The following is a 14,537-nucleotide window of genomic DNA, read 5'->3' on the forward strand; positions in this document are numbered from 1 at the left end:
CCCCATTAGATGAAGTTGTATTTTCTGATGATGTCGATAGGAAAAACCTATGGCGCAGGTGACACTCAAACAATTGCGATACTTCGAAGCCCTCGCTTTGCAGGGCCATTTCGGGCGCGCGGCGGATATCTGCTCGATCTCGCAGCCCGCCTTGTCGGTGCAGATCAAGGACTTGGAGCACGCGCTTGGCGCGCAGCTGTTCGAGCGTGGCCCGCGTGAAGTGCGCCTGACCAGTCTGGGAGAGCAGATGGCCGGGCGCATCGGCGACATTCTGCGCGCCGTTGACGAGCTGGGCGACGTGGCACGGGCCGCATCGCACGGCCTCGCCGGGCGGCTGCGCATCGGGGTGATTCCCACGGTCGCGCCCTATCTGCTGCCGCGGGTCATCCAGACCCTGTCTAAGGCCCACCCGGAGGTCGATCTGCATATCCGCGAGACCATGACGCCGCGGCTGATCAAGGAGCTGAGCGAGGGGCGCATCGACACCGCCATCGTCGCCCTGCCCGTCTCGGAGCCCGCATTTTCCGAAGTCGAGCTGTTCACGGAACGCTTCGTGCTCGTGCGCCCCGGTGCGGACCGCGACAAGCCCGTGCCGTCGCCCGAGGCGCTGCGCGAGATGCGGCTCTTGCTGCTTGAGGAAGGCCACTGCTTCCGCGATCAGGCCTTGTCCTTTTGCAACCTGACGACGGCGGCCCCACCGCGCGAGATGCTCGATGGCAGCTCCTTGTCGACATTGGTGCAGATGGTGAATGTGGGCGTCGGCGTCACCCTGATCCCGGAGATGGCGCTGGAGATCGAGACGCAATCGGCGCAGGTCTCCGTCGCCCGCTTCCCGGAGCCGCAGCCACGGCGCAGCATCGGAATGATCTGGCGCAAGACCAGCCCGATGGCGGCCCAACTGGCGCAGCTGTCAGAAATCGTGCGCGAGGCGGCTAGATAACCTGAGCGATGGATTTCGACAGCTTGCCCACCAGCTCGTCGATCTGCGCCTCGGAGATGATGAAGGGCGGCGCCAGCAGGACGTGGTCGCCCTGCCGCCCGTCAATTGTGCCACTCATCGGGTAGCAGATGAGGCCATTCTCGAACGCGGCCTTTTTGAGCTTGCCCGCCACCCCGCGCGCCGGGTCAAACACCGCCTTGCTGTCGCGATCCTCCACCAACTCCACCCCGCGGAACATGCCACGTCCCCGGATATCGCCCACATGGGGGTGCTGGCCGAACTCGGCCAGAAGCCGCTCTTGCAGCACCTCTCCCATCTGCGCCGCCCGGGCGGTCATGCCGCCGTCGGTCAGCTTCGTGACGACCGCATTGGCCGCGGCGCAGGCGATGGGGTGACCGAGGTAGGTGTGCCCGTGCTGGAAGAAACCGGAGCCTTGCGCGATCGCGTCGTAGATCGTGGCCGTGCACAGCATCGCCCCGATCGGTTGGTAGCCGCCGCCCAGCCCCTTGGCGATGGTCACGATGTCGGGCGAGATGCCGTCCTGTTCGCAGGCGAAGAAGGTCCCCGTCCGCCCTATGCCGCACATCACCTCGTCGAGGATCAGCAGCACGCCGAATTGATCGCAGATCTCGCGGATGCGTTTGAAATAACCCTCCACCGCCGGAACCGCGCCGGACGTGGCGCCGACCACGGGCTCTGCCAGAAAACCGATCACGTTGTCCGGGCCAAGGCGCAGGATCTCGGCCTCCAGCTCGTTCGCGGCGCGCAGGCCGTATTCGACGGCGCTCTCGCCGTCCTTACGCAGGCGGTATTCGTAGCAGGGCGAGATGTGGCTAGCCGACACCATTACTGGGTCGAACGGCTCCCGCCGCCACATATTGCCGCCGGTGCCAAGGGCGCCCAGCGTATTGCCGTGATAGCTTTGCTTGCGGGCGATGAACTTGGTGCGCTGCGGCTGGCCGATTTCGATGACGTATTGCCGCGCGAGCTTCATGGCGGCCTCGACCGCCTCCGATCCGCCGGAAACCAGGTAGACCCGGTCGATGCCCGCAGGCGCGTGGGCAATCAGGCGGTCTGCGAGCGCCTCTGCGGGCTCGGACGACAAAAAGCCGGTATGGGCGAAGGCCAGCGTGTCTGCCTGCGCCTTGATCGCGGCGGTGACGTCCGGGTCGCCATGGCCAAGACAGGACACCGCCGCGCCACCGGAGCCGTCGAGATACTGCTTGCCGCTGGCATCATAGAGGTAGACCCCCTCGCCACGGGTGGCCACGGGCGGGCTGGAACGGCTGTGCCGGGGGAAGACATGTGACATCTCAAAATCCAATCGCAGCGATTGCAGGGGCCGTGCCACGATCCTATGCCACCCGCGCCGTGATCGGGAAGTGGCAAAGCGCGCGGCGCGCGCCGACCATCAGTCTAGCCATTGAAAAATGTGGGTTTTCCCTTGCCACCTGTTGCGCCCCGCTCCTAGGCTCGTGAAATTGAGACTCACCGCCGGCGCGACCCGCGGTACAAAAACGATCGCTGGCCGCCCTGTCGGACCGGAGACGCTCACCTCACAAGACGACAAACCAAATGGGAGAAACCAATGTTTGCTAAACTGAAACTTGCGGCCGCGGGGCTTGCGACGGCCGCCGTGATGGCGCCGGCCGCGATGGCCGAAGAGTTCATCACCATCGGCACCGGCGGCGTGACCGGGGTGTATTATCCCACCGGCGGCGCGATCTGCCGACTGGTCAACAAAGGCCGCCGCGACCACGGCGTGCGCTGCTCGGTCGAGAGCACCGGCGGCTCGGTCTACAACATCAACACCATCCGCGAGGGCGAGTTGGAATTCGGCGTCGCCCAGTCCGACTGGCAGTACCACGCCTATAATGGCTCGTCGCGCTTCGAAGAGGCCGGCCCGTTCGAAGGGCTGCGCGCAGTCTTTTCCGTGCACCCGGAGCCGTTCACCGTGGTGGCCCGCGCCGATAGCGGCATCTCCACCTTTGCGGACCTCAAGGGCAAGCGCGTCAACATCGGCAACCCCGGCTCCGGCCAGCGCGGCACGATGGAAGTGCTGATGGAGGCCATGGGCTGGACCACCGATGACTTCGCCCTCGCAACCGAGCTGAAGGCCGCGGAGCAGTCTGCCGCGCTCTGCGACAACCAGATCGACGCGATGGTCTACACGGTCGGTCACCCCTCCGGCTCGATCCAGGAAGCCACCACGGCCTGCGATTCCGTGCTGGTCGAAGTGTCCGGTGAGGCCGTCGACAAGCTGATCGCGGACAATTCCTTCTACCGCTCTGCCACCATCCCGGGCGGCATGTATCGCGGCAATGACGGCGACACGGCCACTTTCGGGGTGGGCGCGACCTTCGTCAGCTCCGCGGACGTGTCCGAGGATGTGGTCTACACGCTGGTGAAGTCGGTGTTCGAGAACATGGAAGACTTCAAGGGCCTGCACCCCGCCTTCGCCAACCTTGAGCCTGCGGAAATGGCCTCTGCCGGTCTGTCCGCCCCGCTGCACGATGGCGCGGCCAAGTACTACAAGGAAGCGGGCCTGATCGAGTAATCGACCGCCTGCTTGCGACATGTCCGGGGGCGGCTTTCGCCCCCGGATGCCCAGAACAAAAAGCCCGACAGAACGTGGGCCACAGGGGGACATCATGGCGAAATCCGAGAAACGTGCGCTGACCGAAGAAGAGCTCCAGGAGCTCGTCGCCGCGAGCGACAGCGGCGCCCGCAGCCCAACCGGGGCCGTCGGCCGCATGATCGCGGCCACAGCCCTGATCTGGTCGATCTTCCAGGTCCTGCTCGCCTCCCCCGCCGCGCCCTACCTGCTGCCCGGCGACCTGATCAACAACTCCCGCCAGATCCACCTCGCCTTCGCCATCTTCCTGTCCGCGATGGCCTATCCCCTGTTCAAAGCCAGCCCGCGCGACCGCATCCCGTGGTATGACTGGATCCTTGGCATCGGCGGCGCGTTTCTGGCGCTTTACGGCTATTTCTTCTACGACAAGATCGTCAGCAATGGCGGCCTCGCCGACGCCAGCGACGCCTATTTCGGCCTGGCCGGTCTGATCTTCCTGTTCATCGCCGCCTACCGGACCCTTGGCCCGGTCATGGTGCTTCTGGCAGTGATCTTTCTGGGCTACGTCTTCTTCGGCGCGTCCGAGGTCGTCCCCGACCAAATCCGCTGGGCGGGCGCGAGCCTGCGCAAGGCGATGAGCCACATGTGGATCACGTCCGAGGGGGTCTTTGGCATCGCCCTTGGCGTGTCGACCAAATTCGTGTTCCTCTTCGTGCTGTTCGGCGCACTTTTGGACAAGGCGGGCGCGGGCAATTACTTCATCAAGATGGCCTTTGGTGCGCTTGGACACCTGCGTGGCGGCCCTGCGAAGGCAGCCGTTGTGGGCTCTGCCGCGACGGGCCTGATCTCGGGTTCCTCCATCGCCAATGTGGTTACCACCGGCACGTTCACGATCCCGCTGATGAAGCGCGTGGGCTTCTCCGCGGAGAAGGCCGGGTCGGTCGAGGTCGCCTCGTCGGTCAACGGCCAGATCATGCCGCCCGTGATGGGCGCCGCGGCCTTCCTGATGGTCGAATATGTCGGGATTTCCTACGTCGAGGTCATCACCCACGCCTTCCTGCCCGCAATCATCAGCTACATCGCGCTGGTCTACATCGTGCATCTGGAAGCGGTGAAGAACAACATGCCGACGATCGGCAACAAGGTTGTATCCATGGGCCGCACCATCGGTGGGATGTTCGCCTTCTTCGCGGGCTTTGCGGTGCTGTGCTATGCCACCCAGTTCCCGGTGAAGGCCATCGTGTCGCTCTTCCCCGCGGGCTCCGGCTGGATCCTGTCGGCCCTGCTTGGGCTGATCTATGTCGGATTGGTCTACCTTGCCGCCCAGACCGACGATCTGGAGCCCGACGACCCCAACGCCGAGGTGGTCGAGCTGCCGGATTTGGCCAAGATCTACAAATCCGGCCTGTACTACCTTTTGCCGATCATCGTGCTGGTCTACTTTTTGATGATCGAGCGCAAGTCGCCGGGACTGTCGGCCTTCTGGGCGACGATGCTGCTGTTCGGGATCCTGCTGACACAGAAGACGCTCAAGGCCATGTTCCGTGGTGAGGTCAATGCGATGAGCCGCCTGCGCGACGGCTTGATCGACCTGGTGGTCGGCATGATCGACGGCGCGCGCAACATGATCGGCATCGGCCTTGCGACCGCCACGGCGGGCATCATCGTGGGCACCGTGTCATTGACCGGCATCGGTCAGGTGATGGCCGATTTCGTCGAGTTCCTGTCCGGCGGCAACCTGATCCTGATGCTGATCTTCGTGGCGATCCTGTCGCTGATCCTTGGCATGGGACTGCCGACCACGGCCAACTACATCGTGGTGTCGTCCCTGATGGTCGCCGTCGTGGTTGAGCTGGGCGCGCAGTCCGGCCTGGTCGTGCCGCTGATCGCCGTGCACCTGTTCGTGTTCTACTTCGGGATCATGGCGGATGTGACGCCGCCCGTGGGGCTTGCGAGCTTCGCCGCGGCGGCCGTGTCCGGCGGTGACGCCATCCGCACCGGCTTCATCGCCTTCTTCTACTCGCTCCGGACTGTGGCGTTGCCGTTCGTGTTCATCTTCAACACCGACCTGCTGCTGATCGACGTGACCTGGACGCAGGGCATTATTGTCTTCATCGTCTCGACCATCGGCATCCTCGTTTTTACGGCCGCCACGATGGGCTGGTTCCTGACCAAGTCGCGCTTCTACGAGACCGCCGCGCTGCTGCTGGTGGCCTTTGCGCTGTTCCGCCCGGGCGTCTTCATGAACCAGATCCAGCCCCCGTTCGAGCAGATCGCCCCCGCAGAGTTCAGCGCAGCGCTCGAGAGCGCCGCCCCCGGCAGCTCGCTGCGCACGGTGATCTCCGGCCCGGATTTCGACACGCTGGAGATGAAAGACGTCACCGTGCCGCTCACGGTCCCCGATGCCGACGGCGCGCAGGCGCGGCTCGATGCGCTCGGCCTGATCATCGTGCCGGAGGGCGAAACCCAGCGGCTCGAAGAGCCCGCCTTCGGGACCGAGCTTGCCGACGCGCTGTCCTCCTTCGACTTCTACGGCGACGAGCCGGTCGCGATCACCTCGGTGCAGGCAACAGCCGATCAGTTGCCCAAGGAGCTGATCTTCATCCCTGCCCTGCTGCTGCTCGCCCTCATTGCCCTGTTGCAAAGCCGCCGGGCCACGCCCGCGGTCCGTGAAGGAGAATTGGCATGATCAAGACCGTTCTGTGTGCCGTCGACATCAACCGCCCTGCCGAGGAGGCAGAAGTCCTGCGCATGGCCGCACGCCTCGCCGATCTGGATGGGGCGCAGCTTGACGTGATCTCCGTCCTTCCTGATTTCGGCGCGTCCGTCGTCGGAGCCTACCTGCAGGATCACCATGTCAAAACGGCGCAGGATGACGCGAGCGCCAAGCTCGACGCGCTGGTGAACGATACGCTCGGGCCAGAGCGCAACAAGGCTGTCCGGCACATCGTGGCCGTCGGCAGCGTCTACCAGGAGGTCCTGCACGCCGCAGAAGTGAGCAACACGGACCTGATCGTCCTCGGCGCCCACGACCCGGACCTCAAGGACTACCTCCTCGGCCCCAACGCCGCCCGCATCGTCCGCCACGGCACCTGCTCCGTCTTTGTGGTGCGCAGCGGGCACAGCTAGCGCTCTTGAAAGACTTTTATGGCGGAGACGGGGCCTGTCTACAATTTTGTCTAATGGTCTGACGAGTGCAGATCATTTACTGGGTCACCAAACAGCATCCCACGCTGCAGCCAGATGTCTCTGGCACACACGAGCTGAGAACTGAAGTTGCAACCTATCGGATCTGTACGGGCATTTGCTGGCCTTCGCTCTCGGCGAGTTGCCGATCTCGTCGGTTTTGTCTGACGCAAAACCTCAGGAAGCAGCACTCAGAACGGTCGTTCGGTCTTCTGATTTTGCGGCACTGCGGGCCCATGTGATGGTGAGCATCGCTTCACCCCTAATGCCGTGGGCGTTCAATGTTTCCGCAAGTTCTTCAAGGGCACATTTGAGCAGGATTTGACCCTTTCGCTGGGCCTTCGCGACTATCTGCACCTCGAATGCTGCGTGCGGATGCTTGGTCTTGAGACTGTTCATGATCTGGTGCGCCGCGCCGACTGCCATGTAGAGGGCAACGCATGTTCCGGGTCGAATATCGTTGATTGGATCAGGGACGGCGTAGCCGTTCTCGCGGTGGCCTGTGGTCAGGACCAAGGTGTCGACGCGGCCGCGATCGGTGAGGCTTTGGCCGGCGCTGGCAGCGGCGGCGCACGCCGCAGTGACGCCGGGCACGATCTCTACCGGTATGCCCGCCGCTTTCAATGCATCGATTTCTTCGGTGCTGCGTCCGAACACGCCCGGATCGCCGCATTTGAGGCGGACGACGCGCTGTCCTCGTTTGGCGGCTGACACCAGCGTCTGCGTGATTTTTTCTTGCGGCCAACTGTGACAGCCCGGTGCTTTGCCGACGTACACACGCTCTGCATCACGCCGGGCAAGTTCGAGGATTTCGGGATCAAGCAGGCGGTCGTAATAGATCACATCGGCCTCTTGCAGACGCTGAACGCCGCGCAGGGTAATGAGGTCTTTCGCGCCGGGGCCCGCGCCAACGAGGCTCACGCTTCCGCCCTGTGACACGCCAAAATCGCCTGTGGTGATCGCCGACTTGATCAGTTTGGCGGCCTCCCGTTCAGACCCGCTGGTGAACAGCTGGCGAGGCGTGTCGTTGAACACCCAACGCCACAGATCGCGTCGCATCCGGGGCGCAAGCCGCGCCGCGGCGGCCGACCGCATCCGACCTGCTAGGGCCGCGAGATCCCCAAGTCGCGGCTCCAGGCTTTCTTCCAGCTTGGTCTTTATCTGACGCGCCAGCACCGGGGCCGTGCCTTCGGTTCCGATCGCCACGACCACCGGATCACGGTCCACGATCGACGGTGTGATCGCGTCGCACAGGCCCGGTTGATCTACCACATTGACGGTCGCGCCCGCCGCCTTGGCCAGTGCATGCAGCGCCATGTCCATGCCGGGGCAGCCGGTCGCGATAAAGACCAGCGCAGTTTCTGCAAAGCTTTCCGGCGTAATCGGACCCGCCTGATGCGTCACACAGCCTGCCACTGCGAGGTCCGACAATTCCGGATCCAAATCTTGGGCCAGGACTACGATCTTGGCTTGTGTCTTCAGGATCAGACGCGCTTTCTGCGCGGCCTGTTCGCCGCCGCCCACGATGACCACGCGGCGACCCGCCATTTGCAAAAACATTGGAAAGGTTTTCATGCGGAAAGGCTTTCTGTCTGGTGGCGTGCATCCCAAAGGCCGCGGGCCATGTGATCGACATCGGTCAGGGTCGGTGCGGCCTTGAGCGCCCAAAGCGCGAGGGCGGCAGTTCCGGTCACTGTTGCTGTGGCGAACTCATCCTTTACGGACCCGTGCCAGAGACCACGCAGATCAACGGTCTTTCCCGCGTCATGCAAACGACGAACGTCGTGCAGAAGAGCATCTGCCGTTTCCTTGATATGGTCGCCGTCGCGCAGGCCATAGATGGCGATGTCCTTGGAGGGATGGCGCTCAAACTCGCCCCCGCCACCTTTGATGATCGCCAGGTCGCGTTGTCCCAGAAGATCGGCGGCCTGGGCCTGCAAACTGCGATAGGACGGGTGGAACACTCCTTGCACGCTGACCGGCGCCTGCGATGGGTTCCACAAACGCAGAACTGTGTTGATGCAGGACCTCAGCCCGAACGTGTCGCGCAGCCTCAGCAATTTGAAAGCCGCAGGGCTGAGCGTCTCTAGCGGCGTGTACATCACGCCCGCACCGGCCCGACCCAAGGCCTCGCGCACCGATGCGCTGGCCGACTGATGTGAGTTCCAGCCATGCATCGACACGCGATATCCGGCCTGCGTCACCAGCCGCGCCGCTAGCAAAAACACCGGCGCCCCCCGGCTGCGCCCGGCGGCATAGCTCGGCCAGTCGAGATCGGCTTTCGGCAGAGTTCCCGAAGCGTGGGCTCGAAGAGCCGCCGTGAACCCTGCGATTTCCTCGACAGTCTCGCCGCGCAAGCGCAGGACCATCAGAAGCGCGCCGACGGCTTCCGGCGCGGCGTCACCACGCAAGATCAGCGTCATGGCCTCTTGCGCCTCATGCAACGTAAGTGGACGAGCCCGCCCGGCGCCGCGGGCGACGATGCGAACGAACGGAGCGAGGCTCATTCGGCAGCCATCGGCATTGATGCCTCCGCGATAAGGGATTTGAGCTCGGGCCTGCAGGAGCCGCAATTTGTCCCCGCGCAGGTCGCGTCCCCGAGTGCGGTCACGGAATGGGCTCCGGCGGCGATTGCGGATATCAGCGTGTTGCGCCCCACGTTGAAACAGGCACAGATGGTCGCCCCCGGATCGCAGAGGTTTGCGGCGTTGCGCCCAGCAAGTGCCGCAAGCGGGGGTGTGTCGGTGCCGATCAAGCCGATGACGGCGTTGCGCGCCACAACAACCGGACGGGGCGCAACAAACATCAGCGCCTCGATCGTTCCGCCCTGCACCAGGGCAATTCGCGTGGTTCCGCTGGCTATATCGGTCTGAACGGAGATGTCGGCGTCCGGCACTCCAACCAGCCGCTGAGTTTGATCGGCCCAATCATCGTGCTCTCTTGCCCCTGCCAGTTCCGCTTGCCACCCGGTCGCCGTGCGCGCGATCGCCGCGTAAGCTGTTTGCGGCTTGGGCTGGCGGCGGCAGGCGAGGAAGCCGTACCACGCCGCGCGGTACACCCGCGCCGTCACGGGACCGGATTTCAGCGCGGGCTGTCCAGAGACGGGATCGACGACCGGAGCCGTCAAGCTGTTGATTGCACCTGCCTTGGTGCGTTGGCGTGTCCAGTGCATCGGTGCGAACAAGTGGCCCGGTGCGCCGCGATCAGTGACCATGGCCCGCAACAGCGCCTTGCCATAGATGCTTTCAACTTCGATCACAGCGCCCGGATCGACGTTCAGATCAGTCGCGTCGTCCGGGTGGATCGCCACATAGGGTTCAGCCAGATGCGCTCCCAGCCGTGGGGATTTTCCTGTGCGCGTCATGGTGTGCCACTGGTCCCGGTTTCTGCCCGTATTCAGGGCGAAGCGCGGCTTGGAGAGCTTGGGCGCAGTGACAGCGACCATCTGCGCTTTGCCATCCGCGTGATAAAACTGTCCGTCGGCAAAGAAGCGGTGACCGTTGCGTGGCCATTGGGTCGGCACCAAGGCGGCATAATCGGCATCGGCGAAGATGCTCAGATCGAGGTCGCGCGGGAAGTGCGACGTAGCCGCATCCAGGGCGACATATTCAGCGAAGATATCTCTCGGAGAGTTGTAGTTAAAGGCCTGACCGTGGCCCATGCGTCGGGCCACATCGCTGATGATGTCCCAGTCGGCGCGGGCTTGTCCCGGCGCGGGCAAGAACGCCCGCTGGCGCGAGATGCGCCGCTCGGAATTGGTGACTGTGCCGTCCTTTTCGCCCCAGCCCAGAGCGGGCAGAAGCACCTGTGACAGGTCGCAGGTGTCGGTGCGCGCCATGATGTCGGAAGTGACGACAAACGGGACTCTCTTTATGGCGTCGGCAACGCCATCGGCATCCGGCAGGGACACCGCAGGGTTCGTGGACATGACCCACAGCGCCTTGATTTTTCCGTCCGCGCAGGCCTGGAACAGGTCGACGGCCTTCAAGCCGGGGCGGGAGCAGATCGTGGGGCTTTGCCAGAAATTCTGAACCGCGACGCGGTGGTCTGCATCCGCGATCTCAAGATGGTTGGCCAGCATGTTGGCCAAACCGCCAACCTCGCGCCCCCCCATGGCATTGGGCTGCCCTGTGGCCGAAAACGGCCCCATGCCGGGCTTGCCGATCCGCCCCGTCGCAAGGTGGCAGTTCAGGATCGCGTTGACCTTGTCGGTGCCGACCTTCGATTGATTCACGCCTTGGGAGTAGACCGTCACGACCTTGTCGGTTCCGCCCCAAAGACGGAAGAAAGTGGCAAGCTCCTGTTCTGTGAGGCCGGTATCCCTGAGGTCAGACGTTTGCGCTGACGCAATGGCTTCTGCCACGCCGTTTACATGCGCGGACGTATACGTCGCATCGATCTTGCCGGTCTGTGCCAGATGCGCCAACAGGCCGTTGAACAGCGCGACATCCCCGTCCGGTGCGATGGACAAGTGCAAGTCCGCCAGATCGCTTGTGGCTGTCCGGCGTGGGTCAATGTTGACGACGCGCAAGCCGGGACGTGCCTCTTTTGCCGCCGCGATGCGCTGATAGAGCACCGGATGGCACCACGCGAGATTTGATCCGACCAGCACAACCAGGTCGGCCTGCTCCAGATCCTCATAGGTTCCCGGCACCGTGTCCGTTCCAAACGCGCGCTTGTGGCCTGCCACGGAGGACGCCATGCAAAGACGCGAATTCGTGTCGATATTGGCCGAGCCGATAAAGCCCTTCATCAGCTTGTTGGCGACGTAGTAGTCCTCGGTCAGCAACTGGCCTGAGGCATAGAAGGCGACGCTATCGGGCCCGTGTTCTGCGATGGCCGCGCTGAATGTCCCGGCGACAAGATCAAGCGCCGTGTCCCAATCGCTGCGCGCGCCATTCACCGTGGGGTGCAGCAACCGGCCCTCAAGATCGATCGTCTCACCGAGGGCGGCGCCCTTGGAACACAGCCGCCCAAAGTTTGCCGGATGATCCGGGTCTCCCTTGATGGTGCCGTCTGCGTTCGTCAGAACGCCGCAGCCAACCCCGCAATAGGGACAGGTTGTGCGGGTCAGGCTCATGCGGCAGTCCTTGCCCGCAGGAAGGTGCGGTCCAGCAGAATGCGCCCGCCCTCGACCCGGGCAGGGTAAGTGGTGACGCGGCCCTCGTCGGCGCCCTGCGCCTCGCCGGTCTCCAGCGAAATGACCCAATTGTGCAACGGGCAGGTCACCGACTTGCCATGCACGATCCCCTCGGCCAGCGGCCCCGCCTTGTGCGGGCAGGCATTGTTCAACGCGAACACCTCGTCTTGCGCTGTGCGAAAGACGGCCACGCACCCGAGCGCGGTCTTGACCATTCGTGCGCCGCGCTTGGGGATGTCGCTGAGGGGGGCGATGTCGATCCAGTTGCTCATTCGGCGGCCTCCAGAGACAGGTTGGCAAGAGGCTGATAGCTTTGCGCCTTGTCGCGGGCGTGTTCGGCCCACGGGTCGCGGCGGTAGATGGACTGGCTCAGCTCAAAGCGATCCACCAACGCGGCGCGCTCGGTCTCGATGCGCTCCTTGATCCAGTCGAGCCCGACCTTGTTCATCCATTTGTAGATACGGTCGAGATACTTTGCGTTCTCGCGGTAAAGCTGGGTCACGGCCTTGATCGTGTCGATGGCCTCCTGCTCTGACGCGACCTGAACCAGCAGCTCCGTCTCCTTGACATCCATGCCAGCGGCACCGCCGATGCTGACCTGATAGCCGCTATCGACGCACACCACGCCGATGTCCTTGCAGGTCGCCTCGGCGCAGTTGCGCGGGCAGCCGGAGACCGCGAGCTTGAGCTTGTGTGGCGTCCATGAGCCCCAAAGCTCCTTTTCGAGCTTGATGCCCAAGCCGGTGCTGTCCTGGGTGCCGAAACGGCAGTGGTCGGTGCCAACGCAGGTTTTCACGGTGCGCAGACCCTTGGAATAGGCATGGCCGGAGACCATTCCAGCCGCGTTCAGATCGGCCCAGATGTCCGGCAGGTCTTCGCCGCGAACACCCAGCAGATCAATACGCTGGCCGCCGGTGACCTTGACCGTTGGCACTGCATATTTGTCGGCCGCGTCGGCGATGGCGCGCAGCTCGTTGGGGGTGGTGATGCCGCCCCACATGCGCGGGACCACGGAGAACGTGCCATCCTTTTGGATGTTGGCGTGCTTGCGTTCATTGATGAAGCGCGATTGCGGATCGTCCTGGTATTCGAGGGGCCAATCCGCCAGCAAATAGAAGTTCAGCGCCGGGCGGCAGACATGACAGCCATCGACGGTCTTCCAGGCGCATTCCTGCCAAACCGCGGGCATCGAGGTCAGCCTTTGTGATTTGATCATGCGGCGCACGTCCTCATGGGTCATGTCTGTGCAGCCACAGATGCTTGCCGCAGCGGGCAGGACGAAATCGTCGCCCAGCGTCACCGCCAACACCTGCTCTACCAGCCCGGTGCAGGTCCCGCAGGACGCGCTGGCCTTGGTGGTGGCCTTGATTGCGCCCAGATCAGAGGCGCCCGCAGCAATCGCGTCTTCGATTTGCCCTTTGCAGATTCCGTTGCAGCCACAGATCTCCGCGTCACGCGGTAAGGCTGCAACAGCTGCTAAAGGGTCCAGGGGGGTCCCCCCTTGATAGGCGGGGCCAAAGATCAGCGTGTCGCGCATGTCGGAAATGTCGGTCTTGTCGCGGATCAGGCCGAAGAACCAGTTGCTGTCGGCAGTGTCGCCATACATGACCACGCCGATCACGACGTTGTCGGTGATCACGAGCCTTCGGTAAACCCCGCGCGCCGGGTCTCGGAACACGATGTCCTCGCGGCCCTCGCCATCTGCGAAATCGCCCGCGCTGAACAGATCGCACCCGGTGACCTTCAGCTTGGTCGACAGCTCCTTTTGAACGAACTGCGCGTCCTCGCCCATCAGCGTCGCGGCGGCCACCTTGGCTTGGTCATAAAGCGGAGCGACGAGGCCGAAGATCGCGCCGTCATGCTCCACGCATTCGCCCACGGCGAGGATGTTGGCGTCGGATGTCACCATCTGGTCGTCCACATGGATGCCCCGACCCACGGCCAACCCGCTGTCCTGCGCAAGCGACACGTTGGGGCGGATGCCGACGGCCATGACCAGCAGATCGCATGGCAGCTCGGTTCCGTCATCGAGCAGCAAGGCGCGGACATGGCCGTCCTTGCCCAGTATCTCTTTAGAGTTGGCGGAGCATTTGACCGTGATGCCCTTGTCGACAAGGGCTTTGCGCAACAGGTAGCCCGCCGCCTCGTCAAGCTGGCGCTCCATCAGGTGGCCCATGATGTGAACGACGGTGACGTCCACGCCGCGCGCGGCCATGCCGGCGGCGGCCTCGAGCCCCAGCAACCCGCCGCCGATCACGACGCATTTGTGCTCTGGGCCAAGGCCCATCATGCGCTCCGTGTCCTCCAGGTCGCGGTAGGCGATGACGCCGTCCAAATGGGCGCCTGGCAGTGGAATCATGAACGGATTGGAGCCGGTCCCAAAGACCAGCTTGTCGTAGACCAGCACCTCGCCCGTCGCCAGAGTGACGGTCCGGGCTTTGCGGTCAATGGCTTGTACGAAGCAGCCAAAGCGGGTGCTGATGCCGTGTTGTGCGTACCAGTCGTCATCATGGGTGACGATCTCGGCATATGTCTTCTCGCCGGACAGTACGGGGGAGAGCATGATGCGGTTATAGTTGCCGCGCGGCTCGCCGTTGATCAGGGTGATATCGTAGTCGGCATTGGCGTCGACCAAGGTCTCCAACATCCTGCCCGTCGCCATGCCTGCGCCGATGACGATCAGTTTCTGGGTCATG

General features: G+C 63.7%; 10 protein-coding genes. 4 read left to right on the forward strand and 6 right to left on the reverse strand.

What is annotated here, in order from left to right:
* Positions 1-49: 49 nt before the first annotated feature.
* Entirely contained in the window at positions 50-940 is an 891-nt protein-coding gene (locus C8N43_RS16985) for a hydrogen peroxide-inducible genes activator (protein WP_107846931.1), read from the forward strand.
* On the opposite strand, the gene C8N43_RS16990 is transcribed toward C8N43_RS16985, so the two are convergent.
* The gene (locus C8N43_RS16990) at positions 933-2,252 is read right to left on the reverse strand and encodes an aspartate aminotransferase family protein (protein ID WP_107847339.1); all 1,320 of its coding nucleotides are present in this window, start codon (positions 2,250-2,252) and stop codon (positions 933-935) included. The genes C8N43_RS16985 and C8N43_RS16990 overlap by 8 nt on opposite strands.
* A gap of 276 nt (positions 2,253-2,528) precedes the next feature.
* Here C8N43_RS16990 and C8N43_RS16995 point away from each other — a divergent pair, with 276 nt between their 5' ends.
* The 3 genes from C8N43_RS16995 (at position 2,529) to C8N43_RS17005 (ending at position 6,644) form a co-directional block, all read left to right on the forward strand.
* A complete protein-coding gene (locus tag C8N43_RS16995; RefSeq protein ID WP_107846932.1) occupies positions 2,529-3,497 on the forward strand; it encodes a TAXI family TRAP transporter solute-binding subunit in 969 nt (322 codons plus the stop codon).
* A gap of 94 nt (positions 3,498-3,591) precedes the next feature.
* Positions 3,592-6,204, forward strand: coding sequence for a TRAP transporter permease (locus C8N43_RS17000; RefSeq protein WP_107846933.1), 2,613 nt, complete (start codon positions 3,592-3,594; stop codon positions 6,202-6,204).
* Positions 6,201-6,644 carry a universal stress protein gene (locus tag C8N43_RS17005; protein WP_107846934.1) on the forward strand — a complete coding sequence of 148 codons (444 nt, stop codon included), beginning with the start codon at positions 6,201-6,203 and terminating at the stop codon, positions 6,642-6,644. Before C8N43_RS17000 ends, C8N43_RS17005 begins: the two co-directional genes overlap by 4 nt.
* Positions 6,645-6,878: 234 nt before the next feature.
* Here the strand turns inward: C8N43_RS17005 and cysG are convergent, their stop codons facing one another.
* From cysG to nirB, 5 genes are read right to left on the reverse strand one after another with little or no spacing between them, the layout of a single operon-like run.
* Entirely contained in the window at positions 6,879-8,276 is a 1,398-nt protein-coding gene (gene cysG / locus C8N43_RS17010) for a siroheme synthase CysG (RefSeq protein ID WP_107846935.1), read from the reverse strand.
* Positions 8,273-9,208 carry a glycosyl transferase family protein gene (locus C8N43_RS17015; RefSeq protein WP_107846936.1) on the reverse strand — a complete coding sequence of 312 codons (936 nt, stop codon included), beginning with the start codon at positions 9,206-9,208 and terminating at the stop codon, positions 8,273-8,275. Before C8N43_RS17015 ends, cysG begins: the two co-directional genes overlap by 4 nt.
* Entirely contained in the window at positions 9,205-11,781 is a 2,577-nt protein-coding gene (locus tag C8N43_RS17020; RefSeq protein ID WP_107846937.1) for a nitrate reductase, read from the reverse strand. Before C8N43_RS17020 ends, C8N43_RS17015 begins: the two co-directional genes overlap by 4 nt.
* Positions 11,778-12,113 carry a nitrite reductase small subunit NirD gene (gene nirD, locus C8N43_RS17025; protein ID WP_107846938.1) on the reverse strand — a complete coding sequence of 112 codons (336 nt, stop codon included), beginning with the start codon at positions 12,111-12,113 and terminating at the stop codon, positions 11,778-11,780. The genes C8N43_RS17020 and nirD overlap by 4 nt, the downstream gene beginning before the upstream one ends.
* Positions 12,110-14,536, reverse strand: a complete 2,427-nt coding sequence (nirB, locus tag C8N43_RS17030) for a nitrite reductase large subunit NirB (RefSeq protein ID WP_107846939.1) — start codon at positions 14,534-14,536, stop codon at positions 12,110-12,112. Before nirB ends, nirD begins: the two co-directional genes overlap by 4 nt.
* Between the last annotated feature and the right edge of the window lies 1 nt (position 14,537).

The organism is Litoreibacter ponti, assembly GCF_003054285.1.
Classification (GTDB): domain Bacteria; phylum Pseudomonadota; class Alphaproteobacteria; order Rhodobacterales; family Rhodobacteraceae; genus Litoreibacter; species Litoreibacter ponti.